Below are 23,982 nucleotides of genomic sequence, written 5' to 3' on the forward strand. Positions count from 1 at the left end.
GCTCTACATTTCATCAGGCCCCACTGACACCCCAACTGAGCAGCCCAGCAGGACGTCAGTCAGTGGCAGAGCCACGACCACCGGAACCCGAGTATCAGCATCAATGTCAGTGGGTGTCCCTAGGGTGGCCGCGATGTTGTCCTTCGGGCCGTGGACACCGTTCACCGTGGATACGGCCCCATGCACGGGAGCCGGAACGTGACGTCAAACCCCTCCACATCCGGCGACGACTGGGAGTCGTCGCTCACCCAGGCATTCGGGGTCCTGTTGGACCGGCCCCTGTCGGACTTCCCGCCGGACGCCGACTACGCCGTCTACTACAGCGGCAACTGGCTCCACGAGACCGAGGTGTACCGGGACCCCGCATGGCTGGCGGAGGCGGTTCTCACCGGCCGGGAGACCATCACCAGCGAAAATCTGATGCTGCTCGACGAGGTGGGTTACCCGGAGCTCCGGTTCGACGCGAGCCGCTCCCTGTTCGAGATCGACCCCAGTGGGGCGGACTTCCCGGCTGCCTTTCTGACGGACCTCGTCGCTGCCGATCGGGCCGCTGTCGATGACCTGCCGTATGTCCTCGGTGCCGATCTGGCCCGGCTGACGGCCCGCCACGGGGTCGACCTCACCTCACCGGAGCTGCCGGCGGGCGTCTGGTGTCTGGCGAAGGCCAGGATCAATTCGAACGGCACGCTCCTCGACGCCCTGCGGGTCGCGACCGGGATCGGCGACGGCCCCCACAGCCTCGTGCCCTGCAAGCCGAGGGACGCGGAGACCGAGGCAGCGATCGCAGCCGTGGAACACGCCGGGCTCCGGGCCCATCTGCGCGCCTTCTGCGATTCCTCATCGCACGACCTGCGGTTCTTCTACGACGACATACGGGATTCCCGTGGGGAGGACGACAGGGTCGTGGCCGAGTGGGAGGGTGCAGTGGACCAGTTCGAGATCACCGTGGAGCAGATCGGGCGCTAATACCGAGGACCCCACACCACCAAGCGCACACCCACCAGCAAGCGCACAACGGGACCCGCCGCTGCCGACCCACACCGCAACGGGCGGCTCCTCGACCCGCTCAGAGCCGCCACCGCACCGGCTTCGCGGGCCGGTACGCGCAGTGGGCGCCCGTCGTCACCGCATCCCGTAGATGCGCGGCCAGTTCGGGGTGGAGCGGCTGCAACTTGCGCAGGGTGTCCCGGATGCGCGCGGTCACCGTCTTGCGGGCGCGCTCCGCCGCATCCCCCAGTCGCCGGGTGCGCCCGCCCAGACCGGCGGCCGTGCGCAACTCGTCCAGCAGGGCCGCCCGCTCGCGGTCGAACTCGGCCGCCCTGCGGGTGTCGCCCAACTCGGCCGCGCGGTCTATTTCGTCGTCCAGTCGCTCCAGTCGAAGGCGGTAACGGGTCTTCGCCTCCTCGTCGAGCACCGGATCCGCACCGAAGCGGTGCGCCGTGACGACCGGGTCCCCACCCTCCGGGTCCAGCAACACCACCGCGGACAACTCCTCGCCCGGACGGGACAGCAGCTGATGAAGATCCCTGAGCCCCTTCGCGTCCGGCATGTGTGCCGCACGGCCTGCGAACCGCAGCGACCAGACGGCGCCCTGCTTGCGGAACTCCCCTGCGGTCGTCGTGCTCTCCCCGACCGGAGCCGGGGACTTCACTTTCGGTGGCGCGGTGTTGATCACGCTGTCGGTGCCGTCCGTACCGGCGATGCCCGCCGGGTCCGTCCCCTCTTCGGAAGCATCTGCGCCCGGGGCCGCCAGCAGATGCATCAACCCCAACTCCTCAGCTTCCCGCTGCGTTTGCTCGACCAGATCCTTCGGCGCTGCGTCGCCCAGGACCCGCAGCAGCGCAGCCCGGGAGCGCACCGACCAGGGCCGGGCCCGCATCCGGACCGCCGACTCATGGGCCGCCGTGAGCTCCGCCACCGCCGCCTCGCGGCGCCCCGCCGCCGCATCCAGCAGACCCAGCCAGAGATCCACCGGCCCGCCCAGGTCACACCCGTACAGCGAGACCACCCACTGACCGGCGTACGGCGCGAGGGCAGCCCTGGCCTCGTCGATCCGACCGGGGTCCCCCGAAAGCGCCGCGGCCTGGGCGCGCAGCCGCATCCAGAGCGGGGTGAAGATCCGCGGCGGTGGCTCGGGCAGGGCGTCCGCCATGCGCACGGCGAGGGCGGTGTCACCCCGTTCGGCGGCCGTCACCCCCACCAGCAGTTCCGGATAGGGGTGTCCGATGCCGTCCAACCCGTCCAACACCGTCTCTGCGGCGGCGAACCGCCCCTGGAGCAGCTCCACCGCCCACTGCATATGGGCGAAGACAAAACTGAACTGCGACTTCCCATGGCGCATCTCGGCCACTTCGTCCATGAGCTCACGCGCCTGTGCGAACCGCCCCCGCAAGCCCGCGACCAGGGCGTTGTCCAGAATCCGAGCCATCTCGAAGCGCACCAGCTCGGCCCGCTCCGCGAGGGTGCTGAAGGCGCGCAGCTGATCGAAGTAGCGCGGGTCGGCCAGTTCCAGCAGGGTTACCCAGCGCATGGAGTGGGCATGCATCTCCATCTCCAGGTTACGGGTGCGATGGCCGACGTCGATCATCTCGGCGGTGAGCGCCAACCGCTGCTCTGCGGTGCCGAGACCCCAGATCGAGTCGTGCCGGGCCCACAGCGAGAACGCCAACGCTTCATCGTCGTCCCCACTGCGCGCCAGCGCGGTCGTCCGCACGGCCAGTTCCTGCGTCAGCAGTTCGGGGGAGAGCGTCGGTTCGTCTCCGCTGCCGATGAGCGCACGGTGTGCGTCCCGCAGCAATTGCGTGTGGTGCGCCCGCCCCGGCGCGAAGTGGTCGTTCTGGTGAATGGTGATGGCGACCCGCGCCAACAGCTCCGGATCGCGCAGTGACCGGGCCAACTCGACTGCCTGCTCGAAGGAGTGCAGACCCGCCGTCTCCTCGCTCTGGTGGACCAGTTCGCCACCCAGGTCGAGATGGAGGAGGACCGCCCTGCGGGTGTCGTCCCCCGCGGCTTCGATCGCCCGTCGATAGTGTCCGACGGCCTCCTCGCCCGCGAGCCTGCTCGATGCGTCCCGCGCGGCGAACAGCAACAGCTCGACCCGTTTCGTCCGATCCAACTCCTCACCCGCCAGATAGGCGTGGCGTGCCAGATCGGCCGGCACCACCTTCTCGCCGAGGGTGGGTGTCGCTTCCAGTGCCTGGACGATCGAGGAGTGTCGGGCCCGCCGTTGCGCCTCGCTCAACTCGTCGTACAGCGTCTCGCGCACGAGGTCATGGGCGAAGGAGAACAGCCCGCCCGGTCTGACGGTCACCAGCCGGGCGGTGACCGCCCGCTCCAGCAGTCGATCGACCTGCGGCACCGGGGTGGACACGGCCGCGGCGAGCACCTGGCGGTGGATCTCCCGCCCCAGTACGGCGGCGGTCTCCAGCAGGGAGATCACCGGTTCCGGCAGGAGCGCCAGCCGGCGCCGCACCGCCTCGCGGACACCCGGGGCGACGGTGGTGACCGGACTGCCGCTGCGCCAGATCCGGGCCGTCTGCTCCACGAAGAAGGGGTTGCCCCCGGTGCGTCGAAAGACCTCGTCGACCAGGGGGGCTTCCGCTTCGACGCCGGTGGTCAGGGTGATCAGCGCCCCTACGTCGTCCCGGGCGAGTCCGGTGAGCGTCACCGTCGCCGCGGCGCGGGCCGTCAGCGGCAGGATCAGCCCTCGCAGGGGGTGGTCGGCGGCTTCCACCTCGACGTCCCGGTAGGTCCCCACCAGGAGCAACCGCTCGAACCAGGCGTGCTGTGCGGCGAATTCGAGCAGTTTGAGCGATGCGGTGTCCGCCCAGTGCAGATCGTCGAGCACCACCATCACCGGCCGCTGGTGGGAGGAGGTGACGAGGGCGGTCGTCACCGCGTCGTAGAGGGCGAAGCTCTCGTCCCGCTCGCGCGCATCGCCGTGCTGTTCACCGAGCAGCGCCGAGAGTTGTCTGCCGGCGGCCTTCTCGATCTGCGGCCATTCGTCTCCGAGGCTGCGCCGCAGTCCTCGCACCACCTGGACCCAGGGCCAGTACCCCGGAGCACTGTCCGAGTCCCAGCAGGAGCCGCCGAGCACCAGTGCCCCGCGCCTGCGTGCCTCGTCGGCAGCCTCCGTGACCAGCGAGGTCTTTCCGATGCCGGCTTCGCCGGTGACCAGCACAAGGCCGCCGTGGCTCTGTGTGGCCCGGTCGATCTCGGCCTTGAGGACGCCCGCGGGGTGGTCGCGCCCGATCAGTGCAGGGGTCATGACGAAACCATAGGAGGCACCACTGACATCCCGCATATGGGATGGGGCGCGACCGGCTGCCGCTGCCGCCGAGCACGCCCGTGACCTGGGGCGCAGCCGTACTCCCTGCCGTTCAGGGGGCTGGGGACGGAAACACGGCCCGGGTCGTATCGACCCGGGCCGTGTGACTGTCTGCGCTACTGGTGCCGCGTTTTCTCAGGCGATGGGGAGTGCCGCCAGCGGTGAGGTGTCGACCGGCTCCCGTCGGGGAGTGGTCGCCATCAGTCGGGCGAACTGTTCACCGGCCCGGTCGATGCGCACCGGCAGGGTGTCGGTGAGCGCGTCTCCCGTGCCGCCCCAGTCCTCCGACGCCGCGTACACGGCCGTCGGCGCGACGATCGCCCGTAGATAGGCGAACAACGGACGGAGCGCGTGCTCCAGCACCAGCGAGTGCCGGGCCGTGCCACCGGTCGCCCCGATGAGCACCGGCTTCCCGGTGAGCGCGTCCGGGTCGATCAGGTCGAAGAACGACTTGAACAGTCCGCTGTACGACGCCGTGAACACCGGAGTCACCGCGATCACTCCGTCGGCCTCCGTGACGGCTTCGATGGCGTCGTCGAGTGCGGGCGGCGGAAACCCGGTCACCAGGTGGTTGGCGATGGGAACGGCCAGCTCGCGAAGCTCGATGACACGCACCTCCACGTCCACGCCCTGACCCATGAGGCCCTGGCGAACCGACTCGGAGAGGCGGTCGGCCAGCAGCCGGGTCGACGACGGCACGCTCAGACCGGCGGACACGGCCACCAACTTCAGAGTCTGCTGCGGCTTCATCGTTACGCCTCCTTACGGGCAGCGATGACGGCGGGGTGCAGGGGTGCGCTCTCGGGGACTCCGGCGGGCCGCAGCTTCGCGAACTCCTTGCGCAGCACCGGGACGACTTCCTCACCGAGGATGTCGAGCTGCTCCAGGACCGTCTTCAGCGGGAGCCCCGCGTGGTCCATCAGGAACAACTGGCGCTGGTAGTCGCCGACCGCGTCACGGAAGCCGAGCGTCCGCTCGATCACCTGCTGCGGGGAGCCGACGGTCAGCGGGGTCTGCTCGCTGAAGTCCTCCAGCGAGGGACCGTGTCCGTAGACCGGCGCGTTGTCGAAGTACGGGCGGAACTCGCGCACCGCGTCCTGCGAGTTCTTGCGCATGTAGACCTGGCCGCCGAGTCCGACGATGGCCTGTTCGGGCGTGCCGTGGCCGTAGTGGGCGTAACGCTTCCGGTAGAGGTCCACCATCTTCTTGGTGTGGCTCATGGGCCAGAAGATGTTGTTGTGGAAGAAGCCGTCACCGTAGTAGGCGGCCTGTTCTGCGATCTCCGGGGAGCGGATCGAACCGTGCCAGACGAACGGCGGTACGCCGTCGAGCGGGCGCGGGGTCGAGGTGAACGACTGGAGGGGCGTACGGAACTTGCCTTCCCAGTCCACCACGTCCTGTCGCCACAGCTTGTGGACGAGGGCGTAGTTCTCGATCGCCAGCGGGATGCCCTGTCGGATGTCCTGGCCGAACCACGGATAGACCGGCCCGGTGTTGCCCCGGCCCATCATCAGGTCCACCCGGCCGTCGGCGAGGTGCTGGAGGTAGGCGTAGTCCTCAGCGATCTTCACCGGGTCGTTGGTGGTGATGAGGGTGGTGGAGGTGGACAGGATCAGGTTCTCGGTGCGGGCCGCGATGTGTCCCAACAGCGTCGTGGGGGACGAGGGGACGAACGGCGGGTTGTGGTGCTCGCCGGTGGCGAAGACGTCGAGGCCGACCTCTTCGACCTTCTGCGCGATGGCGACCGTCGCCTTGATCCGCTCGTGCTCGCTCGGCGTGCGCCCGTTGGTCGGGTCGGTGGTGACATCGCCGACGGTGAAGATGCCGAACTGCATGGAGCTCACCTCTCGGGTTAGGGCCTTCAACCTAAGTGGTTGAATGTTGAATCAAATCGTACAACGGGAGACCCCTCCCCGCTATTCCGCCCCCGGCCCATCGGCTGATCCCCATCCTGCCGCGCCCCCTCCCACCTGCTGCTTTTCAGCTTTTAGGCCGTTTCTGGAAGCAGCCGAGACTTGCCCCGAGGCATGTCTGGATCTACGCATCGCCCCACGCCCCGGCCGATGCACACAGACAGGCCGATGCCCCACAGACAAAGGGGGTGCCCGTCACCGAGTGACGGACACCCCACACCAGATCGCCGGTAGCCCGGCCGTCCCTATCTAGCGGCGGAGAAGAGTTGGCGGAACGCATCGGCCGAGTCTGAGCCCGACCGTCCGAACGGTGCGTCGAAGTCCCACACCAGGAAGAGGAGGAAGGCGATCAGCGCGCTGAACAGTCCGGCGAGCAGCAGTTCCCGGCCGGAGCGCCCGATGTGCATGGTGAAGATCAGCCCCACCGTGACCAACGCCCCGATGATCAGACCGAACCAGACCACCCCGGGCAGCGTCGCACCCGCGTTCTGCTCCCGTGCGTTGCGTGCGTCGTCGGCGATGGAGATCTGGTCCAGCATCGGCTGGTACGCCTGGGCCTCCAGCTCATTCGCAGGTTCGTGCTGGGCGACATCACTCCGTACGGTGTCCAGGAGCTGGGTCCCGCGGTCGGGCAATTCCTCACCCGCCGTCATCCGTGGCCACTCGGTGTGCACCACGTGGGAGACGTACCGGTCGATGTCCTTCCTCAGCTCGGTCTGGACATCAGGGGGAAAGACCTCGGCGCGCTGGGTCACCTCGTAGAGCGCCTGTGCCTCGCGTCGCACATCGTCCTGGGCCGTGCTGCGCGCCTCCCAGACACCCGCGATGGCCAACCCCAGGACGATGGCGTACACCACGCCCACCATCATCGTCATGTACTCAAGGACGTCGGGTGTGGAGTCGCGGTCATCGTCGATCGGAAGGGCCCGGGCCTCGCGTCTGCGATGGCTGAGCAGGGTTGCGGCGAGTACGACGGCGCAGGCGGCGGCCATCGCGATGGCCAGGACCAGCCATTCGGACATGGGGATCTCCGTGCTGTCGGGGGGTGCTGTGTGCGCTGTCCGGCCTGGTGCGCCGGTTTGCGTCGGGCAGTGCCGTGCCCCGGGCGCCGCTGGGGCGGCCGGGTCGGGTCAGCGACCGCGCCGGGGCCGCAGCATGGCGGCGGCCAGGACGGCGGGCGTGGTGGTGGTGAGCATGATGACGACCAGGGGCAGCCCGTCGGACTTCCGCTTCCCCGGGATGGGGCGGTACTTGCGCACCGGCACGGCCTGCGGCGGCGGTGCCGCCTGGGGCGGGCTGGTGCGCGGGGGAGCCGGTAGCGGCCGTGGCGCGGGCGGTGCCGGGGCGCGAGCAGGGATGAGCGCGGGGGGCGGTTCGACCGGCGGCGGGGCCGGGGGAGCCGGAGGCGGCTCGACCACGGGCGGCGCGGGAGCCGGAGGCGCCGGGGGCGGACTGGTCGGAGGTGGACTGGTCGGGGTGGGCGTAGGAGTAGGGACGGGTGTGGGCGTCGGGGTAGGGGACGGTGTCGGCGTCGGTGTGGGGCTCGGTGTGGGCGTTGGAGTCGGGGTCGGGGTCGGGGTCGGTGTAGGAGTGGGGGTCGGCGTGGGGCAGGGGGGCGGCTCGGGAGGCGGGGGGCAGTCGGTGAACAGGTGGACCGCCACCGATACGTCGATCGTCAGCGGAACGGTTCCTCCGACCGACACGGACGCCGAGGCGCAGACGAGTCCCGGTACCGACACGTGTGTGGAGACCTCGAACGGCAAGGGGAGCGGGAGCGACACGTGTGCCGCGCCGTCGAGCACCCGGGCAGGAGCGGAGGACGAGCCGAGGGGGTTGTTCGATCGCGGGACCGAAGTGGGTTCCGCTGCGGCCCGCGCTGCTCGCTCGTCCCCAGCGCCGTCAGCGGGTCCGGCAGCTCCAGCGGGTCCGGCAGCTCCAGCACCCTCAGCGTCTCCGGCATCTCCCGCGGTTTTGTCGGCCGAGTGCCGGGGGGTGCGCGTTTCGCCGGCCGCCGCAGCCGGGTCTCGATCAGCGGTTTCGTTCTGGATGCCCTGCCCCGCCGCCGCTGGCTGCGGGGACTCGCTCCCCCCACTGGCCGGGGAACTCGTCGTCCCTGATGCGTTTGATGCGTTCGATGCCTTCGCGGCCGGCGTAGGTGAGGTGTCGGGGCGAGTGTCCGTTTCCCTGGCGCTGGGCTCCTGTGCCGTCTGCCCGGGCGCCACCTCCGCCGTACCGTCGGTTTTCGGCCGATCGGACGTCCGTACCCGGCCGTCTCCTTCGGTCCCCTCGGTGTCCGCCCCGCGTTCGGGTCCGGCCATCGGCTCGGAGATCGACGCGTGCGCCGACTCCCTCACGGCCCCGGTTGCAGCAGTGGCCACGGCCACCCCTTGCGAACCCACAATCGCCGCGATCCCCAACGCGCTCAACTGCTGCCATCCCGCCACATTCGTACGTTAGGGGCAAGGCGGTCCGTGGTGCGGGGTGTCGCGCGGATAGGCAAATTAGACGTTTGTCTGACACGTCACCCACATGCTTCACCTCCAAAACTGGCGCCACAGAGGTTGCCCCCCGTATCGCCGGACGCCGTTCTGCCCCTGCCGGAGTAGCCCGGCATGCGGCTTCTGACGACCCGTGAGAGGTTCGCCGGGTGATGAGTTTCCTGATCGCTGCGCTCTCCGTCCCCATGGTCGCCGTCTGCTCCGCAGCGGCGCTCGCCCTGCTGGGCACTTCGGCCCTCCGGTTCTCCAGCGCGGGCCGTACCGACCCCTCCGACGAGGCGCGTTCGGTGACGCTCGCGCTCTACGGCTGTGTGGTCGCCGTCATGACTCTCGGCCTGTTCGTCACTCTGCTGTAGCCCGCGACCGGGCGTCGAACCGGACCCATGGGCAGAGGGGGCAAGGCGACAACAGGTCCGGGCGTCAAGAGGTCGCGCATGCAGAAAATCTGACTGCGTATCAGCTCGTGACGCCCGCATTCTTCCGCCGTGGTCGAGGGGTGGAACCTGAGGATCTTCGCGAGGGTCCTGATGGGTATCGATGTGCGCGTGGGAGAACGTTCCTTCGGTCGTATGCCCGACGCTCTCGGTTTCCCGCCACCTCCGGGAACGGAAATGCCTGAGGATCGATCGACGCCTCAATGGGCATTTGCAGCAACGGAGTTGAATGAGGGAAAGGAGGGGTGCCGCCTCAAGATTCAAGATCCTTTCTCTGGGAATGAGCGGCCTCCCAAGATCGAAAGGTGAAGATCATCGCCACGGACTGCCAAGGGTGAACATCGAGCGGCCTGGTGGACCCCTATCTCGCCCTACGGTCCGCAGCGCGATGGAGGCCCCTGCGCCGGGCGGTCGTCCTGGTCGTTCCAATCGTCGCCACCCCGGGCCGCTCGGGCCGCTCGGGCTGCCCGCGCTGTTTGGACAGGGTGGCTTCCCGAGCATCGAGGGCGGGCGTCATCGACAGGGGCCCGGCGTCCCGCTGGAGCGGACCTGTCCGTCATAGCCCTTCGGGGACGGCAGAAGGGGGGCGCGGAAAGGGACGGAGGATGACAGAGCGACACTCCTGTGCCCCGTGTGACGCATGGGCTGGAGATTCCACAGAGTCATCCGGTTGTGGACTTCACCTTCGCGCCCAGTAGCGGCATCGTCGCTGTATGAGACGAACACCGCTGCAACGCGTGCGCTGCGCCCGCCTTGCGGACTCTGCCGCCGCTATCCCTGACGGCCCGTCCGACCCCGGTAGAGCCGGGGTCGTGCTGTACGCCACCAGTCAGCCGTCCGCGCTGGTCGGTCTGCGGCTCTTCGCACAGGCGCGCCGGTGGCCCGTGGTTGCCGAGGTCGTCGATCCGGCGCCGGGCGGGCTGTGGTCCAGCACCCTCCACCTCATCCGCTCGCAGCGGGTCGCGGGAGTCCTCTTCGACGGGCCCCTGGTGGACACGTCCTGGCTCGAAGACGCCTCGGCCTTCGCGGTCCGCCCCACGGTCGAGACCGGAACGCTCTGATCGCCGCTTCCGTCCATCCCACCCCGGCCACCGACGGGTTCAGAGCCAGCCGTTGCGGCGGAAGCTGCGGTGGATGGTCACACAGGCGGTCGCCATCACGGTGAGCACCAGGGGATAGCCGTAGGTCCAGCGCAGTTCCGGCATGTGCTCGAAGTTCATCCCGTACATCCCGCAGACCATGGTCGGTACGGCGACTATCGCCGCCCACGCCGTGATCTTCCGCATGTCCTCGTTCTGGGCGACCGTCACCTGTGCGAGATGGGCCTGGAGGATCGAGTCGAGGAGTGCGTCGAAGGAGGCGAGTTGTTCGCTCAGCCGGGTCAGGTGGTCGACGACGTCCCGGAAGTACGGCTGCATGGCGGGGCCGGCCGGGGCGAGCGGTGTGGTGGCCAGCGCCCGGATGGGCCGTTCCAGCGGACCTGCGGACCGCTTGAGTTCGAGTAGCTCCCGTTTGAGCTGGTAGATGCGGCCGGCGTCATGGCGGCCGGCCTGCTCGCTGAAGACCGCGGTCTCCACCTCGTCCACGTCGTGCTGTACGGCGTCGGCGGCGGCGAGGTAGTCGTCGACGATCTGGTCGGCGATGGCGTGCAGTACGGCGGCCGGGCCCTTGGCCAGCTGTTCCGGCCTGGCCTCCAGCGACTCCCGGATCGGGCCGAGGGAGCCGTGTCCGCCGTGTCGGATGGTGAGGACGAAGTCGGAGCCGATGAAGACCATCAGGTCTCCGGTGTCCACCACTTCCCCGCCCGAGGGGGACTGCGGGTCGGCGATGTAGCGGCAGGTCCGGAACACTGCGACGAGCGTGTCCCCGTGGGGCTGGCCGCGCACGGGCTCGTAGCGCTGGAGCCCTGGTCGCTGCTGGGCCAGCGCCGCGTCCTCCACGGCCAGCGGGTGGAGTCCGAACATCTCGGCGAAGACGGCCAATTCCAGGGCGGTGGGCTCGTGCAGCCCAAACCAGACGAAGCCCCGGCCGTCCGAGCGCCGCACCTGGCGTAGGGCGTTCTGGGCGTCGCCGTCGCAGGGCTGCCGCACACCGTCCTCGTACACCACGCAGTTGACGACCGTGCTGCCGAGGGGTGAGCGTGCCGGGTGGCTGAGATCGACGGTGGCGCGACGGTAGGTGCGGCTTATCACTCGGCGCAGCTTGCGCATCATCGGCACGGTGGAGCTCCTTCGGACGGCCGGGCGCAAGTGTGCCATCGGACCGGTACTGGAAGGCAGAGTTCCGCAGGCCAGGACGGTACGGCAGGGGTTCGGGGGGTTGCGGGAGGTGAAAGGGGCGCCCGGGCTGCCGCGCTTGGCGTGCATTCGATGGCGGGGCAGATGGGTCAGGGTTCTCGATGCCCATCACGGCCATGGTGGCCGGAAGGTAGCCGCCCGAGCTGGCTTATGTGTACCCCTCAAGAGACATTTATGGGATCATCGCAAGGATTCACCACACGCGTCACACAGGCCCCTGTTACGGATAGGCCCCGGCGCGCCCATGCCATTCGCCGGTCCGGGGGGACGTCGTGCCGTACCACCCTTCTACGGCTGTGAGATTGCTGAAATCCGCGTCGTATGTCGCAGCGCTGCTGATCTTGTCGGTGCTGTTGTCCATGGTGGTGCCCGGAGTGGTCGATTGGGTGCCCGAGAAGGGAAAGGCGGCTCCGCGACAGGAGTCGACGGACCGTACGGTCAACGACTCCAAGAACGCCGCCGCGAGCGCGTCCGTGGGTGCCGCACAGATGGACCCACGCCCACCCCGGGAGGCGGCGGCGGAACCCGCCCCCGCCGACATCACCGAGTGCACGGCGCTTCCGCTGTCCGCTTTCGGTGACCCCGGCGACGCCGCAGGCAGGGCCAGCGTCCCCGGCGACGGCAGCGTCTGTTACACCGTCACCGCCGAGCGCCCCGGACTCCACCGCATCCTCCTGGACCGCCACCGCGGCGACTCCCACGCACTCGTCTTCGACGGCGCCCGCCAGCTCGACTGCTACGACGCTGCCGGTGGCGCCGGCTGGTGTGCCCTGCCCCGCGCGGGCGTGTTCACCGTGAAGGTCGTCAACTACGGCTCGGCCCGCAGCCGGACCGCCCTCGCCGCGGTCTCCCTCGCCGACACCACCGGCTGCCGTCCACCGACGGGCACCTCCTGGACGACCCCCGCGGTCACGGGCTCCCTGGACAGCGCACTGGAACTCCTGTGCCAGCCGTTCCGGGCCCGACCGGGTGACCGGGTCGTGGTCGACCTCTCCGCCGACCAGTGGATCACCGACCGCTCCGGCGCCCGGATCTGCCCCCGCACCAACGCCGACGGCAGTGACGGATGCGTCCTGCCCGGTGACGGCCCCTACCGGGTGATCGCTCGGATCAGGCACTCCGAAGCGGGCTTCCCCGCCGCGTACGCCTTGAGCATCCGACGGCTGTCCGACCCCTCGGGCTGTGGATACGCCCCGCTGAACGCCTATGACTCGCCGCCCGCAGCGGCCACCGCGAGCGGCTGCAAGATCTTCTCCGCTCCCACCGCCGGCAGCTATGAGATCCACCAGGTCTCAGCCGCGGGCGTACGGTCCGGAGTGAAGGTCTACGACCGGACCGGCAGGACCGTCTGCAAGCCGTGGGGCCAGTGCCAGTTGCCCGAATCGGCCGACTACACCCTCGTCACCGACCAGGCGACACTCGTCTACGACCGCACCGCCAGCGACGGCTGTCGGCCCGCGGTGCTCGGCGGCCAACTCGGCGACTTCGGGGCCGCGGGGGAGACGGACTGTCTGATCCTGCCGGAGCCGGCCGGAGCCCGGTTGGCCGCACTGGGCAACCGCGGTGCGGTCAAGGTCGACCCCAAGGCCGTCGTCCTCGACGCCGACGGCACCCAGCGGTGCGACTGGGCCACGTTGAACGAGGGCACCTGCGGGCTGACCGGCAAGGCCCCGCACCGGATGCTGATCACCGCGGGGCAGTCGAAGCAGCCCACCGGTGCCTATGCGATGGCGCTCTACCGCACCGACACGGCCGAGGGCTGCACCACGGTTCCCGCCGGTGACTTCACCGCCACCACGGCCGCCGCCCACCTGACCACCGGTGGCGGGGTGTTCTCGCACTGTCTGACGATCCCCGCCGGCGATCACAGCGTGATGGAGAACCTCCAACTGCACACGGCGGCGGGCACGAGCAATGCCGTCGTCACGGTGGTCAACCCGACGGGTACCAAGGTCTGCGCGCTGCGGCCCGTCCAGTACGCACACACCACCTGTGGTTTCACTCCTGGCGCCGCCTACACGGTGATCTTCTCCGCTGAGGACACCGAAGGCTCGTACACCCTCACCCGTCGCGATGTCACCGCCACGGCGAAGGGCTGCATCCCCAACCCGGCGACCGTCGTGGGCGGCCCGTCCGTCACGGCAACGGCCGGCGCGGCGGGCACCCTCCAGTGCCGTCAGGTGACCACCGAAGACCCCAAGGACACGCTTTATCTGAACGCCCGCGACGAGCAGGCCACCGCCCACACCGTTGCCCATGGCGCGGACGGCGCGATCACCACCTGCGGCTACCGCGCCCGGGCCTGCGCGGTCACCGGTTCCACCAGCTACCAGGTCATCGTCACCGTGCCGCAGGACCGGCCGGCGGCCCCCGACTACCGCTTCGACGCCCTGCGGATCGGCACGGCGGCCGGGCCGGCACCCGAATGCCTCCGGATCCCGAACGTCAGCTACGGCTTCGGCGCGCTCACCGGAACCCTGACCGAGCAGAACTCCGCCGTCTGTGCGGCGCTGCCCACCGGCACGAGCGACCAGTTCAACGCCACCGTCACCAGTGACACCGGGGTCGCCGAGCGCGGGCTGACCGTGGTGCCCAGGCTCTACGGCAGTGCGCTAGAAAACGGTTGCACCACCACCCGCACCGGCCGTTACCGCTGCACCACCGACGAGCCCACCACCGCTCCGCTCCTGCCCACCACCCTGGTCATCGGGCTCCCCGAGCGGGCTTCGCAGACCTCCTACCGTGCCGCCTTCGACTGCCGCGCCAGCCTGTGCGGGAACGAGCCGCGCACGGTCGGCACGATCGGCCCGGCCACTGCTGTCAGTGGCAGCGACACCGTCCTCACCCTCACGGGCACGGCGCTGCACCAACAGGACACGGTCCGCATCAAGCGCTCCGGGAAGACCATCGAGTCGACGCCGATCTCCGTCGCGCCGGATCGCCGGTCGCTGACGGTGGCCCTCGATCTCGACGGTGCCGCACCGGGCACCTGGACCGCCAGTGTGATCACCCACTACGGCTGGGAGTTCGGCCGGGGCACCTTCACCGTCACCCCGGGCGCAGCGCTGAAGAACACCAAGGCGCCCAGGATCAGCGGCACCGTACGGCCAGGAGCCAAGGTCACCGCGGTCACCGGCGGTTGGACGCCCGCGGCCACGTCCCACCGCTACCAGTGGAAGGCGGACGGGCGCAGCATCTCCGGCGCCACCTCGTCCACCTACACCGTCCCGTCCTCGCTCGTGGGCAAGCAGCTCACGGTCAGCGTCACCGCCCGCCGCATCGGCCACCCGGACGGTTCGGCCACCAGCGCACCCGCCACGGTCGCGCTGGGCAGTGCGCCGAAGGCCAGCAAGTCGCCGCGGATCACGGGGACGGCCGATGTCGGCCGCACCCTGAAGGCCAAGCGCGGCACCTGGTCGCCGAAGCCGACGTCGTACGCCTACCAGTGGTACGCCGACGGCCGGGCGATCGTCGGGGCGACCGGGTCCAGTCTGAAGCTGAAGTCGGCACAGGGCGGCAAGAGGATCACGGTCAAGGTGACCGCCCAGCGCACCGGGCACCAGATCGGGTCGGCCACCAGTAGGGCGACGGACTCCGTCGACCGCTGAAGTACCCCACAGCTCGCCACTGGGTGTGTCGTGCCGTCACCCGGTCGGCCGGTCACCGGGTGCAGAGCCCCCGCGCCCCGTCGAGTCTGGGACGAACCACACGCCACACGGCGGTTCGCCACCGAGCGGCCAGCACGGGGGAAGGTGCCCATGAGTTCGATGGACGTGCCCGCGGACCTTCCGCGGCAGACGGCCCGTACCAAGGCGGTCGGCCGGCCGGCCAACCCCACGCTCAGTTGGCTGACCCTGGCCCTGATGACCACCGCGTCGGTCGCCAGTCTGCGTGCCGCACCCACCATGGCCGTCTACGGCCTGGCCTGCGTCTTCCTCTACCTCATCCCCGCGATCGTCTTTCTGCTGCCGACCGCGCTGGTCTCCGCGGAACTGGCGTCGGGCTGGCCGGGTGGTGTCTACCGCTGGGTGAGCGAGGGCCTGTCCAAACCGTTGGGGTTTCTGGCGGTTTGGTGTCAATTCGCCATGACTATCTTCTACTACCCGAGTTTGTTGGCGTTCGTGGCGAGCACGATCGCCTATGTCATCGATCCCGCGCTCGCCTCCAACGGCCTCTACACCGCCATCGTCATCATGGTCCTGTACTGGACCGGGGTCTGGGTCTCATCGCGCGGCACCAAGGCGCTCGCCGGACTCTCGTCCTGGGGCCTGGTCATCGGAACACTGGTGCCCGGCACGATCCTCGTCGTCCTCGGCATGGTCTTCCTCGGCCAGGGCAACCCATCCGCCGCGCCCATGACCGCGTCCAACCTGCTGCCCCAGTGGGCCGGACTGGCGAGCCTGGTACTGATCGTCAACAACTTCCTCTCCTACTCGGGCATGGAGATGAACGCGGTGCACGTCTCCTCGCTCAAGGACCCGCCGCGGGAGTATCCGAAGTCCATGTTCCTCGCCATGGGCCTGGTCCTACTGATCTTCATCCTGCCGGCGCTCGCGATCAGTTGGGTCGTCCCCTCGGGGCAGTTGAGCCTGACCGCCGGTGTGATGCAGGCGTTCGACGCCTTCTTCTCGTACTTCCACATCGGCTGGCTCACCCCGATCGCCGCCGTGATGCTGGTCTCCGCGGCCCTCGGTGGAATGCTCACCTGGCTCGCGGGCCCCTCCAAGGGCCTGTTGGAGATCTCCCGGCAGGAGGGCTATCTGCCGCCGTTCCTGCAACAGCTCAACAAGAACGGCATCCAGCAGAACATCCTGGTCACCCAGGGCATCGTCACCACCGTCATCGCCCTGATGTACGCATTCCTGCCGAACGTCTCCAGCGTCTACTGGATCTTCTCCACCATCACCACCCAGGTCTATCTGATCGTCTACCTGCTGATGTTCGTGGCCGCGATGCGCCTGCGGAAGAACCAGCCCGACCACCCCCGCGGCTATCGCGCACCCCTGCTGGGAGTGCTGTGCACGGTCGGCCTGCTGGCGTCGCTCGCCGCGCTCGCCATCGGCTTCGTACCGCCGTCGCAGTTCGGCGGCGGCAGCGTGGGCGCGTACGTACTGATCGTCGGCGGCGGTCTGGTGATCCTCGGACTGCTGATCCCCTGGGCGTTCCTGAAGTTCCGCAAACCCAGTTGGAAGACGGCGGAGAACGCCGAGAACGCCACGGCCGACGGGGGTGCGGCATGAGCCCGACGCGATTCGCCTCCGAACACAAGTGGATCTACATCGGTGCGATCGTGATGCTGGTCGCCCTCGCGGTCGTCGGCGTCATCCAGTACAACAAGGTCCGCGTCACCAACCAGGCCACCGAGAAGGCGAACCAACTCGCCTCCGACCTGGACGACGCCGGACTGCCGCGCCCGGAGATCCAGACCATCGAGCGGGTGCTCGGCACGGACGGCGGAGTGGTCTGCGAGGACCCGGCCAGCGCACTGAAGTCCGCGCTGTGGCGCATCAACCTCTCCAACGGCGCTGCGGGCCCCGGGCAGCGGCCCATCATCGCCGACTCCCAGGTGGTGGAGGCCGAAGCGATGATCGTCGACATCTACTGCCCCGAGAAGATCGACAAGATCCGCGACGCGATCGACGACCTCAAGACCGACAGCACCGTGCGCAACTGACCCTCGTCCCATGTCCCACGTCCCATGTCCCACGACCCGCGACCCGCGACCCGCGACCCACGACAACGGTGACCGGGTGAAGTCGACGCCAAGGGGAGCCCGCCGCCGCGGTGACGACTCGGCCGCGGTGACGACCTGGCCGCGGTGACGACCTGGGTGACGAGGCACCGACCAGGAGACGAGGCACCGACATGAACGCCCAGGCGAACAGCGACGACACCGAACTGCTCCACCGCATCACCGCCCTGATGCCGCGCGCCAAGGCCGACCTCGCCGACCTCGTCGCCATCCCCTCGGTCGCCGACCCCCGCCAGTACCCGCCCGAGGAGTGCCACAAGGCCGCCCGCTGGGTCGCCGACGCCTTCACCGAGGCCGGACTGCACGACGTACGACTCGTCGAGACCCCCGACGGCAGCCATGCCGTCATCGGGCACCGCCCACCGCCGCCCGGTGCGCCGACCGTGCTCCTCTACTGCCACTACGACGTCCAACCGCCCCTCGACGACGACGCCTGGACCACCCCGCCCTTCACCCTCACCGAACGCGACGGCCGTTGGTACGGGCGCGGCGCCGCGGACTGCAAGGGCAACATCGTGATGCATCTGACCGCGCTGCGGGCGCTGGGCGACGACATCCCGGTCGGCCTGCGGTTCGTCGCCGAGGGCTCCGAAGAACAGGGCACCGGCGGCCTGGAGGCGTACGTCACCCAGCATCCCGAGGATTTCCTCGCCGATGCGCTCCTGGTCTGCGACACCGGCAACGCGGCCGTGGGCACCGGCACCGCGACCGTCTCCCTCCGGGGTCTCGCCGCCGTCGTCGTCACCGTGGACACCCTGGAGGGCGAGATCCACTCGGGCATGTTCGGCGGCCCCGCACCCGATGCGCTCGCCGCACTGATCCAGATGCTGGCCTCGCTGCGCGACCCCGAGACCGGCGCCACCCGGATCGAGGGCCTCGACACCGAGGGCACCTGGGACGGCGTCGGCTACGACGAGGAGCAGTTCCGCACGGATGCCGGAGTGCTCGACGGCGTACGGCTGACCGGCACCGGCAGCGTCGCCGACCGGTTGTGGGCCCGACCCGCCGTCACCGTCCTCGGCATCGACTGTCCCCCGGTCGTCGGGTCGGCCGCCGCGGTGCCCGCCACCGCCCGGGCCCGGGTCAGTCTGCGCGTACCGCCCGGCATGAACGCGGAAACGGCCAGCGCGGCACTGATCGCCCAACTGAGGGCCGCCGCACCCTGGGGCGTACGCGTCGACATCGACCCCGAGGGCACCGGGTCACCCTTCCGTGCCGCCACCGACGGCCCGGCGTACGCGGCCCTCGGTACGGCCATGGCCGAGGTGTACGGCCGGCCGATGTCCTTCCTCGGCCAGGGCGGCTCCATCCCGCTCTGCAACGTCCTCGCCGACACCTATCCGAGCGCCGAAATCATCCTCATGGGCGTCGAGGAGCCGCAGTGCCTCATCCACGCCCCCAACGAGAGCGTCGACCCCACCGAGATCGAGCACATGGCGCAGGTCGAAGCGCTGTTCCTACGCCACTTCAGCGCTGCTGCTTCTCCAACAACTGTGCGGTGATGAACCCCACCACCGCACACACCGCGATCAACGGCATCTGGTTCGCCGCGTCCTTGCCCATCAGCAGCACGGCCAACACGGAACTGGTCACCGGCAGTCGGGTCACCACCGCGGACGCGGTCGCCATGCCGAGCGCAAGCCCCGGTGTCACCCCCAGCCCCGGCAACCCCGCGCAGGCCACCCCGATCGCCGCGCCGAGCAGCACCGAAGGGAAGATCGGTCCACCGCGCAGGGAACCCAGACTCACCCCCCACGCAAGGCCCTTGCACACCACCAGGGCCACCAGCGCCCCCACCGACCACGCATGGGGATCGGCGGCCAGCACACCGAGCGTCACCTGCCCCGACAGTGCGGCCTCCGCGGGGGAACGGCCCGACACCAGCGCGTACACGGCGATGCACACCCCCACGGCCACCGCACACACCACCGTCCGCAGTGCGGTGTGCCGTTCGGTCCACCGCAGGGACACATAGCCGATGCGATGGGCGTACGTCACCGCCACACCGATCAGCACCGCGACCGGCACCCCCCACAGGAAGTCACCGGCGTCCGGGCTCACATTCGGTGGTACGTCGGGCAGTTGCAGCGCCCCGATGGACAGTCCCGTCCACTTCCCGAAACCGGTGAAGACCAACGCACCCACACCGCTGGCCAGCAGACACGGCAACAGCAGCAACACCAGTTGGGGCCCGGCGAGGCCCGCCGCCTCCACCACCATCACCGCAGCGACCAACGGACCGCCCAGGATGGTGGAGATCGCGGTCGTCGACCCCGTCGTCCCCAACACCAGCGCGGCCTTGGGGTCCTCGGCCCGCTTCGCCGACCGCACGGCGAGCAGTGCGAGCCCACTGCCGAGCGCCATCAGCGGGGCCTCGGGCCCCAGCACCACACCCAACGGCAGGGTCGCGAGGGCCGCCAGCACCACACCGGGCAGCGCATCGGGCCCCAGCGGCGGCCCGCCGAGACCGTGCACCGGCTGATGCCCACCGCGGCCCGGCAGCCGGGTCACGATCGGCGCGAGCAACAGCCCGGCGAGCAGCAGCGCGGGCAGCGACCACCACCACGGCGGCTCGTCGTACCCGACCGCGTGCGGGAGGTCCTCCCAGATGGCGTGCTGGAGGGCGTGCTGCGCACTGACGAAGAAGAAGCAGGCCAGGGCGATGGGCGCCCCGATCAGAACGGACAGCAGCAGCAGTTTGAGATAGCCGCGGCTGCGGATGGTGTCCCGGAGCGTGGGTGCCTCATCCGAGGCTGCCCCGGGCGCCGCCGCACTCACACGACCCTCCGCCCGCTACTGCCTGCCGTACGGCTCCACGCGGTCGGGGTGCGCACTTCCTGGCGATCCATGAGCCCATGCAAAGGCAGGAGGGGGCGGGTGGTCCGCCTGGGCGCGCTGCATTCGGGTGGCTCCACCCGGACGGCGGTCCACCGCTCGCCGCCGCTCCACGCTTCGGGTTCGCTGACGGGACGGCGAGCGGGAGGCGTACGGCGATGGCGGACGGTAAGAGCGCACGGCCGGGGCGATGGTCGGTGGCGTACGGCGAACACGTCCGGCACGGCGGCCCGCCCGTCCCGGGCAGGGGTGAGCGGCCATGACCGGGGGCACCGACGGGGGCACCGAACTGGAGCACCTGAGAGCGAGGGTCACCGCCCTGGAGACCTCGGCGCCCAGGCCCGGCCACCATCGGGTGCGCTCGTTCTTCTCGGCGCTGCTCATCGTCATCGGCTGTGTCCTCGCCCCACTGGGCGCGGTGGCCGCCTGGAGCGCGGACGAGGTCGGCAACACCGACCGATACGTGGACACGGTCGCCCCGCTCGCCTCCGACGCGGACGTACAGAACGCGGTCGCCACCCGGGTCACCGATGCCGTGATGGAGCACATCGACCTCAACTCGGTACTGGAGGGCGTCGCTCCCGCCGATCGACCGCGCCTCACCAAGGCGCTCGGCAAACTGGGCGACTCGCTGGAGAGCGCACTGCGCAGCTTCGTCCACGACAAGTCGCAGGAGGTCGTGGCGTCCGACGCGTTCAAGACGGTCTGGGTCGACGCCAACCGCAAGGTCCATGACGCCGTGGACAAGGCCCTCACCGGCAACGGCGGCGGTGCGGTCGAGCTCACGAACGACGCCGTGAAGATCGATCTGGGGCCGGTCGTCGACCAGGTGAAACAGCGCCTGGTCGACGACGGCCTGACGGTGGCCGGGCGGATTCCCCAGGTCAACGCCGAGTTCACGGTGTTCAAGTCGGAGGACATCGGCAAGGTCAAGACGGGGTTCCGGCTGCTCCAGATCGCCGGGTTCTGGCTGCCGGTGCTGGCCCTGCTGCTGGTGGTCGTGGGCGTACTGCTCGCGGTGCGCCGCCGCAGGGCGCTGGTCGCCGCCGCGCTGGGGGTGGCGTTCGCCCTGCTGCTGCTGGGCCTGGGTCTGACGGGCTTCCGAGCGGTCTATCTGGACGCGCTGCCGGCGGAGGTGTCCCAGCCCGCGGCCGGTTCGGTGTACGACGCGATGGTCCGCTATCTGCGCACCACGGTACGGATGGTGGTCACGCTCGGGATCGTGGTGGCTCTCGCCGCCTGGCTCACCGGCCCGGGGCGCTGGGCCGCCCTCGTGCGCCAGACGTGGCACAGCGGCCTTGGGGCGGTACGGGCGACCATCGCCCGTGCGGGGCTGCACACGGGGCCGGTGGGGCCCTGGGTGCGCCGCCATCGACGGTGGATCGTCTGGGTGCTGGTGGCGGGGGCGGTGCTGGCGTACGTGCTGTGGAGCTATCCGACCGCGTGGGTGGTGGTGGGGCTGGCACTGGGCTTGCTGTTCGCCCTGGCGGTGGTGGAACTGGTGGCGGGGGAGCCGGGCCCCGGAGGCGGCACGGTGGGGCGGTCGGGCCCTGAGGAGGGCCCTCCGTCAGGACCGGCCGCCGGTGGGGCCACGGGCGGGAGTGCGCCGTCGGGGCCTCCGTCGGGAAGGTCATCGGGACCGTCATCGGGGCGGTCATCCGGTGGGAGCGCGGCTGACGCACGGGCCGGTGGATCGGCCGGTACCGGGCCCGCGCCCGTGCCGGAACGCCCCTCCCGGCCGCCGCGCACCCCCCAGACCCCACCATCACCCGAACGGCCGAACACCGATGGCGGTGGGCCGGGCGCGGGCTGAGGCTCGAATTCCCGTCCGCGATGGGCGCACGGGGCAAGGAAGCCAATGAAGGGACGTCCCATGAGCAGTGCATCGCAGCCGACCGGGACACCACCGCCGAGATCCACCCCGACGACCGGTCAGGGCTCCGGCTACGGGTCCCGTCACAACAGTGGCTGGGCGGTCGGAGGGGTCGTCTTCGCGGGCATCCTGATGATCTGCAATGGCGTGCTCGCCATCCTTCAGGGCATCTCCGCGATCGCCAAGGACGACGTGTACACCCGGGTCGGCGACTACGTCTACAAGATCAACCTCACTGGATGGGGCTGGATCCACCTCGTGCTCGGCGTCTGTCTGCTGATCACCGGCTGGGGCGTGCTGTCGAACCAGTCCTGGGCGCGGTACACGGGCATCTTCTTCGCCTCGATCAGCCTGATCGCGCAGTTCCTGTTCCTGCCCTACCTCCCGATCTGGGCAGTGATCATGATCGCGATCGATGTGTTCATCATCTGGGCCCTGGCCACGTACCACCCGGATGAGAGTCGAGGGGATCTGATCTGACGCAGGTCCGCAGGTCCGCAGGTTCGTAGGTTCCCCCGTGGGCCCGGTCCGTCCTGGACCGGGCCCACGAGTGTGTCCACCGGTCCGGTCGGTGGGTGGCGATGGCGCCGCTGGTCCGGTCGGTGGGTGCCGATGGCGCCACCGGGTGGTGGCTCTGCCTGCCCCGCCCACAGACTGGGGAACCCGTAAACCCAGGCGCCGGGAGTGCTGGGCGACCGGACCGAAGCGGCCGAGGAGCGGCACATGATGTTCAAACGGGACGTGCTCGACCGGGTGGTCGCCGGTGAGGTGAGCCTGGCGTTCCGGCGCTGGCTGCGCCCGGAAGCCAAGGTGGGCGGAACGCTGCGGACCTCTGTCGGTGTGATCGAGTTCGGTGCGGTGGACATCGTCGCTCAGGAGGACATCACCGACGAGGACGCCCGCAAGGCAGGTTTTCCCGACCGGAGCGAGCTGTTGGGGAGTCTGCGACCGGGGACGGACCGCCGGATCTACCGCATCGCCCTGCACCATGCCGGGTCCGATCCGCGGGAGGGGCTACGGACCGCGAAGGACCTGACGGAACGGGAGATCGCCCTGGACGCGGAGCGTCTCGCGCTGATCGACTCCCGCAGCAAGCACGGACCGTGGACCGAGACCGTACTCACACTGATCGCCGGGCGTCCGGCCGTACCGGCGCGGGAACTCGCCGAGTCCATCGATCGCGACCTCGCCCGGTTCAAGGCCGATGTGCGCAGGCTGAAGGAGTACGGACTCACCGAGAGCCTGGAGACGGGATACAGGCTGTCCCCGCGCGGGGAACTGGTCCTGGCCCGCCTCCGGGCAGATGGCACACGCCCCTCGGAGTGACCCCGCCCGCTGGTGATCGACACATCGAGCGGGGGCTCGGTCGGGGTACGCGGTGGGGGTTAGGCCGCGGTCGTGGGGCGCGGCTCGCGCCACATCGCCCAGAGCACCGGACCGCCGTCGGGCAGTTGCAACTCGTTGCGCACGGTGAACCCGAAGTGCTCGTAGAACGGGAGGTTGTCCGGCTTGGACGACTCCAGGTAGGCGGGCAGACCAGCCGCATCCGCCTTCGCCAGCCCCGAGCGCAGCAGGGCGGCCCCGTGCCCCTGGCCCTGCGCCGCCGGGTCGGCGCCGATCAGCGCCAGATACCAGTGCGGCTCCTGGGGGGTGTGCTTGGCGGCCGTCTCGACGGTGTTCCGGAACAACTCGGCCCGGTCGCCGAGGATGTTCAGGAGCTCCTGGATGGTCTCCCCATCGGGGACGGCCTTGGCCTGGGCCTCCGGCGGCACCCAGAACGCGGCGGCCTTCTCGGTGACCTCGCACACGGCGTGCTTGACGTACTGCCGGGTGAAGATCGTCGTGAAGTAGCGGCTCAGATCCGCCTCACGCGTGGCGCCGTCGGGGAAGAACGAACGCATCATCGGGTCATCGTCGAATGCACGGGCCAACACGCTGCTGACCAGCGGCGCATCGTCGAGCGTTGCCGTTTTCGGGGTGTTCGATATCGACATAGGTTCATTCTGCACTCTTCGTTTTTCGAGGCTGGAGAGAGGTCCCCTGTACGGTTCCA

Annotated in this window: 18 protein-coding genes; 10 read left to right on the plus strand and 8 right to left on the minus strand. The window is 69.7% G+C overall.

Annotated features, from left to right (window positions below; genetic code table 11):
- Positions 1-198 precede the first annotated feature (198 nt).
- A complete protein-coding gene (locus tag ACFXJL_RS06460) occupies positions 199-966 on the plus strand; it encodes a hypothetical protein (RefSeq protein ID WP_384689710.1) in 768 nt (255 codons plus the stop codon).
- A gap of 100 nt (positions 967-1,066) precedes the next feature.
- On the opposite strand, the gene ACFXJL_RS06465 is transcribed toward ACFXJL_RS06460, so the two are convergent.
- The 5 genes from ACFXJL_RS06465 to ACFXJL_RS06485 form a co-directional block, all read right to left on the minus strand.
- Positions 1,067-4,267 carry an AAA family ATPase gene (locus tag ACFXJL_RS06465; RefSeq protein ID WP_384689713.1) on the minus strand — a complete coding sequence of 1,067 codons (3,201 nt, stop codon included), beginning with the start codon at positions 4,265-4,267 and terminating at the stop codon, positions 1,067-1,069.
- 195 nt (positions 4,268-4,462) lie between these two features.
- The gene (locus ACFXJL_RS06470; protein ID WP_358876893.1) at positions 4,463-5,077 is read right to left on the minus strand and encodes an FMN reductase; all 615 of its coding nucleotides are present in this window, start codon (positions 5,075-5,077) and stop codon (positions 4,463-4,465) included.
- Positions 5,078-5,079: 2 nt separating this feature from the next.
- Positions 5,080-6,162, minus strand: a complete 1,083-nt coding sequence (locus ACFXJL_RS06475) for an LLM class flavin-dependent oxidoreductase (protein WP_358876892.1) — start codon at positions 6,160-6,162, stop codon at positions 5,080-5,082.
- A 323-nt stretch (positions 6,163-6,485) separates the two neighbouring features.
- Positions 6,486-7,262, minus strand: a complete 777-nt coding sequence (locus tag ACFXJL_RS06480; protein ID WP_358876891.1) for a hypothetical protein — start codon at positions 7,260-7,262, stop codon at positions 6,486-6,488.
- 108 nt (positions 7,263-7,370) lie between these two features.
- Entirely contained in the window at positions 7,371-7,499 is a 129-nt protein-coding gene (locus ACFXJL_RS06485; RefSeq protein WP_329021375.1) for a hypothetical protein, read from the minus strand.
- Between the two features lie 1,391 nt (positions 7,500-8,890).
- Here ACFXJL_RS06485 and ACFXJL_RS06490 point away from each other — a divergent pair.
- Together ACFXJL_RS06490 and ACFXJL_RS06495 are read left to right on the plus strand one after the other, a co-directional pair.
- Positions 8,891-9,094 carry a hypothetical protein gene (locus tag ACFXJL_RS06490; RefSeq protein ID WP_329021376.1) on the plus strand — a complete coding sequence of 68 codons (204 nt, stop codon included), beginning with the start codon at positions 8,891-8,893 and terminating at the stop codon, positions 9,092-9,094.
- Between the two features lie 791 nt (positions 9,095-9,885).
- On the plus strand, positions 9,886-10,233 hold the full coding sequence (locus ACFXJL_RS06495) for a hypothetical protein (RefSeq protein WP_384689719.1): 348 nt from the start codon (positions 9,886-9,888) through the stop codon (positions 10,231-10,233).
- Positions 10,234-10,272: 39 nt separating this feature from the next.
- Here the strand turns inward: ACFXJL_RS06495 and ACFXJL_RS06500 are convergent, their stop codons facing one another.
- On the minus strand, positions 10,273-11,385 hold the full coding sequence (locus ACFXJL_RS06500; RefSeq protein WP_358877075.1) for a magnesium and cobalt transport protein CorA: 1,113 nt from the start codon (positions 11,383-11,385) through the stop codon (positions 10,273-10,275).
- Between the two features lie 380 nt (positions 11,386-11,765).
- Here ACFXJL_RS06500 and ACFXJL_RS06505 point away from each other — a divergent pair, with 380 nt between their 5' ends.
- The 4 genes from ACFXJL_RS06505 (at position 11,766) to ACFXJL_RS06520 (ending at position 18,723) form a co-directional block, all read left to right on the plus strand.
- Positions 11,766-15,077 carry a hypothetical protein gene (locus ACFXJL_RS06505; protein ID WP_384689722.1) on the plus strand — a complete coding sequence of 1,104 codons (3,312 nt, stop codon included), beginning with the start codon at positions 11,766-11,768 and terminating at the stop codon, positions 15,075-15,077.
- A gap of 150 nt (positions 15,078-15,227) precedes the next feature.
- A complete protein-coding gene (locus ACFXJL_RS06510) occupies positions 15,228-16,709 on the plus strand; it encodes an APC family permease (protein WP_358876888.1) in 1,482 nt (493 codons plus the stop codon).
- Positions 16,706-17,143, plus strand: a complete 438-nt coding sequence (locus tag ACFXJL_RS06515) for a hypothetical protein (RefSeq protein WP_358876887.1) — start codon at positions 16,706-16,708, stop codon at positions 17,141-17,143. Before ACFXJL_RS06510 ends, ACFXJL_RS06515 begins: the two co-directional genes overlap by 4 nt.
- Before the next feature lie 191 nt (positions 17,144-17,334).
- Positions 17,335-18,723, plus strand: a complete 1,389-nt coding sequence (locus ACFXJL_RS06520) for a dipeptidase (protein ID WP_384689726.1) — start codon at positions 17,335-17,337, stop codon at positions 18,721-18,723.
- On the opposite strand, the gene ACFXJL_RS06525 is transcribed toward ACFXJL_RS06520, so the two are convergent.
- Positions 18,689-19,999: a chloride channel protein gene (locus tag ACFXJL_RS06525; RefSeq protein ID WP_358876885.1), complete on the minus strand. Its 1,311-nt coding sequence runs from the start codon at positions 19,997-19,999 to the stop codon at positions 18,689-18,691. The two genes, ACFXJL_RS06520 and ACFXJL_RS06525, sit on opposite strands and share 35 nt — an antisense overlap.
- A gap of 316 nt (positions 20,000-20,315) precedes the next feature.
- Between ACFXJL_RS06525 and ACFXJL_RS06530 the strand changes: the two genes are divergently transcribed.
- The 3 genes from ACFXJL_RS06530 to ACFXJL_RS06540 all read left to right on the plus strand — a co-directional run bounded on the left by ACFXJL_RS06530 (position 20,316) and on the right by ACFXJL_RS06540 (position 23,255).
- On the plus strand, positions 20,316-21,869 hold the full coding sequence (locus ACFXJL_RS06530) for a hypothetical protein (RefSeq protein WP_384689729.1): 1,554 nt from the start codon (positions 20,316-20,318) through the stop codon (positions 21,867-21,869).
- Positions 21,870-21,929: 60 nt separating this feature from the next.
- A complete protein-coding gene (locus ACFXJL_RS06535) occupies positions 21,930-22,409 on the plus strand; it encodes a hypothetical protein (protein WP_329021384.1) in 480 nt (159 codons plus the stop codon).
- Positions 22,410-22,652: 243 nt separating this feature from the next.
- On the plus strand, positions 22,653-23,255 hold the full coding sequence (locus ACFXJL_RS06540) for a hypothetical protein (protein ID WP_384689732.1): 603 nt from the start codon (positions 22,653-22,655) through the stop codon (positions 23,253-23,255).
- 59 nt (positions 23,256-23,314) lie between these two features.
- Here ACFXJL_RS06540 and ACFXJL_RS06545 read toward each other — a convergent pair whose 3' ends face one another.
- Positions 23,315-23,923, minus strand: a complete 609-nt coding sequence (locus ACFXJL_RS06545; protein ID WP_384689735.1) for a GNAT family N-acetyltransferase — start codon at positions 23,921-23,923, stop codon at positions 23,315-23,317.
- Between the last annotated feature and the right edge of the window lie 59 nt (positions 23,924-23,982).

The organism is Streptomyces sp. NPDC059256, assembly GCF_042753785.1.
GTDB lineage: Bacteria > Actinomycetota > Actinomycetes > Streptomycetales > Streptomycetaceae > Streptomyces.

Coding starts and splice junctions, on each gene's coding strand:
- ACFXJL_RS06465 (WP_384689713.1), bottom strand. CDS start 4,267: ATGACCCCTGCACTGATCGGGCGCGACCACCCCGCGGGCGTCCTCAAG.
- ACFXJL_RS06470 (WP_358876893.1), bottom strand. CDS start 5,077: ATGAAGCCGCAGCAGACTCTGAAGTTGGTGGCCGTGTCCGCCGGTCTG.
- ACFXJL_RS06475 (WP_358876892.1), bottom strand. CDS start 6,162: ATGCAGTTCGGCATCTTCACCGTCGGCGATGTCACCACCGACCCGACC.
- ACFXJL_RS06480 (WP_358876891.1), bottom strand. CDS start 7,262: ATGTCCGAATGGCTGGTCCTGGCCATCGCGATGGCCGCCGCCTGCGCC.
- ACFXJL_RS06490 (WP_329021376.1), top strand. CDS start 8,891: ATGAGTTTCCTGATCGCTGCGCTCTCCGTCCCCATGGTCGCCGTCTGC.
- ACFXJL_RS06495 (WP_384689719.1), top strand. CDS start 9,886: ATGAGACGAACACCGCTGCAACGCGTGCGCTGCGCCCGCCTTGCGGAC.
- ACFXJL_RS06500 (WP_358877075.1), bottom strand. CDS start 11,385: ATGATGCGCAAGCTGCGCCGAGTGATAAGCCGCACCTACCGTCGCGCC.
- ACFXJL_RS06510 (WP_358876888.1), top strand. CDS start 15,228: ATGAGTTCGATGGACGTGCCCGCGGACCTTCCGCGGCAGACGGCCCGT.
- ACFXJL_RS06515 (WP_358876887.1), top strand. CDS start 16,706: ATGAGCCCGACGCGATTCGCCTCCGAACACAAGTGGATCTACATCGGT.
- ACFXJL_RS06520 (WP_384689726.1), top strand. CDS start 17,335: ATGAACGCCCAGGCGAACAGCGACGACACCGAACTGCTCCACCGCATC.
- ACFXJL_RS06530 (WP_384689729.1), top strand. CDS start 20,316: ATGACCGGGGGCACCGACGGGGGCACCGAACTGGAGCACCTGAGAGCG.
- ACFXJL_RS06535 (WP_329021384.1), top strand. CDS start 21,930: ATGAGCAGTGCATCGCAGCCGACCGGGACACCACCGCCGAGATCCACC.
- ACFXJL_RS06540 (WP_384689732.1), top strand. CDS start 22,653: ATGATGTTCAAACGGGACGTGCTCGACCGGGTGGTCGCCGGTGAGGTG.
- ACFXJL_RS06545 (WP_384689735.1), bottom strand. CDS start 23,923: ATGTCGATATCGAACACCCCGAAAACGGCAACGCTCGACGATGCGCCG.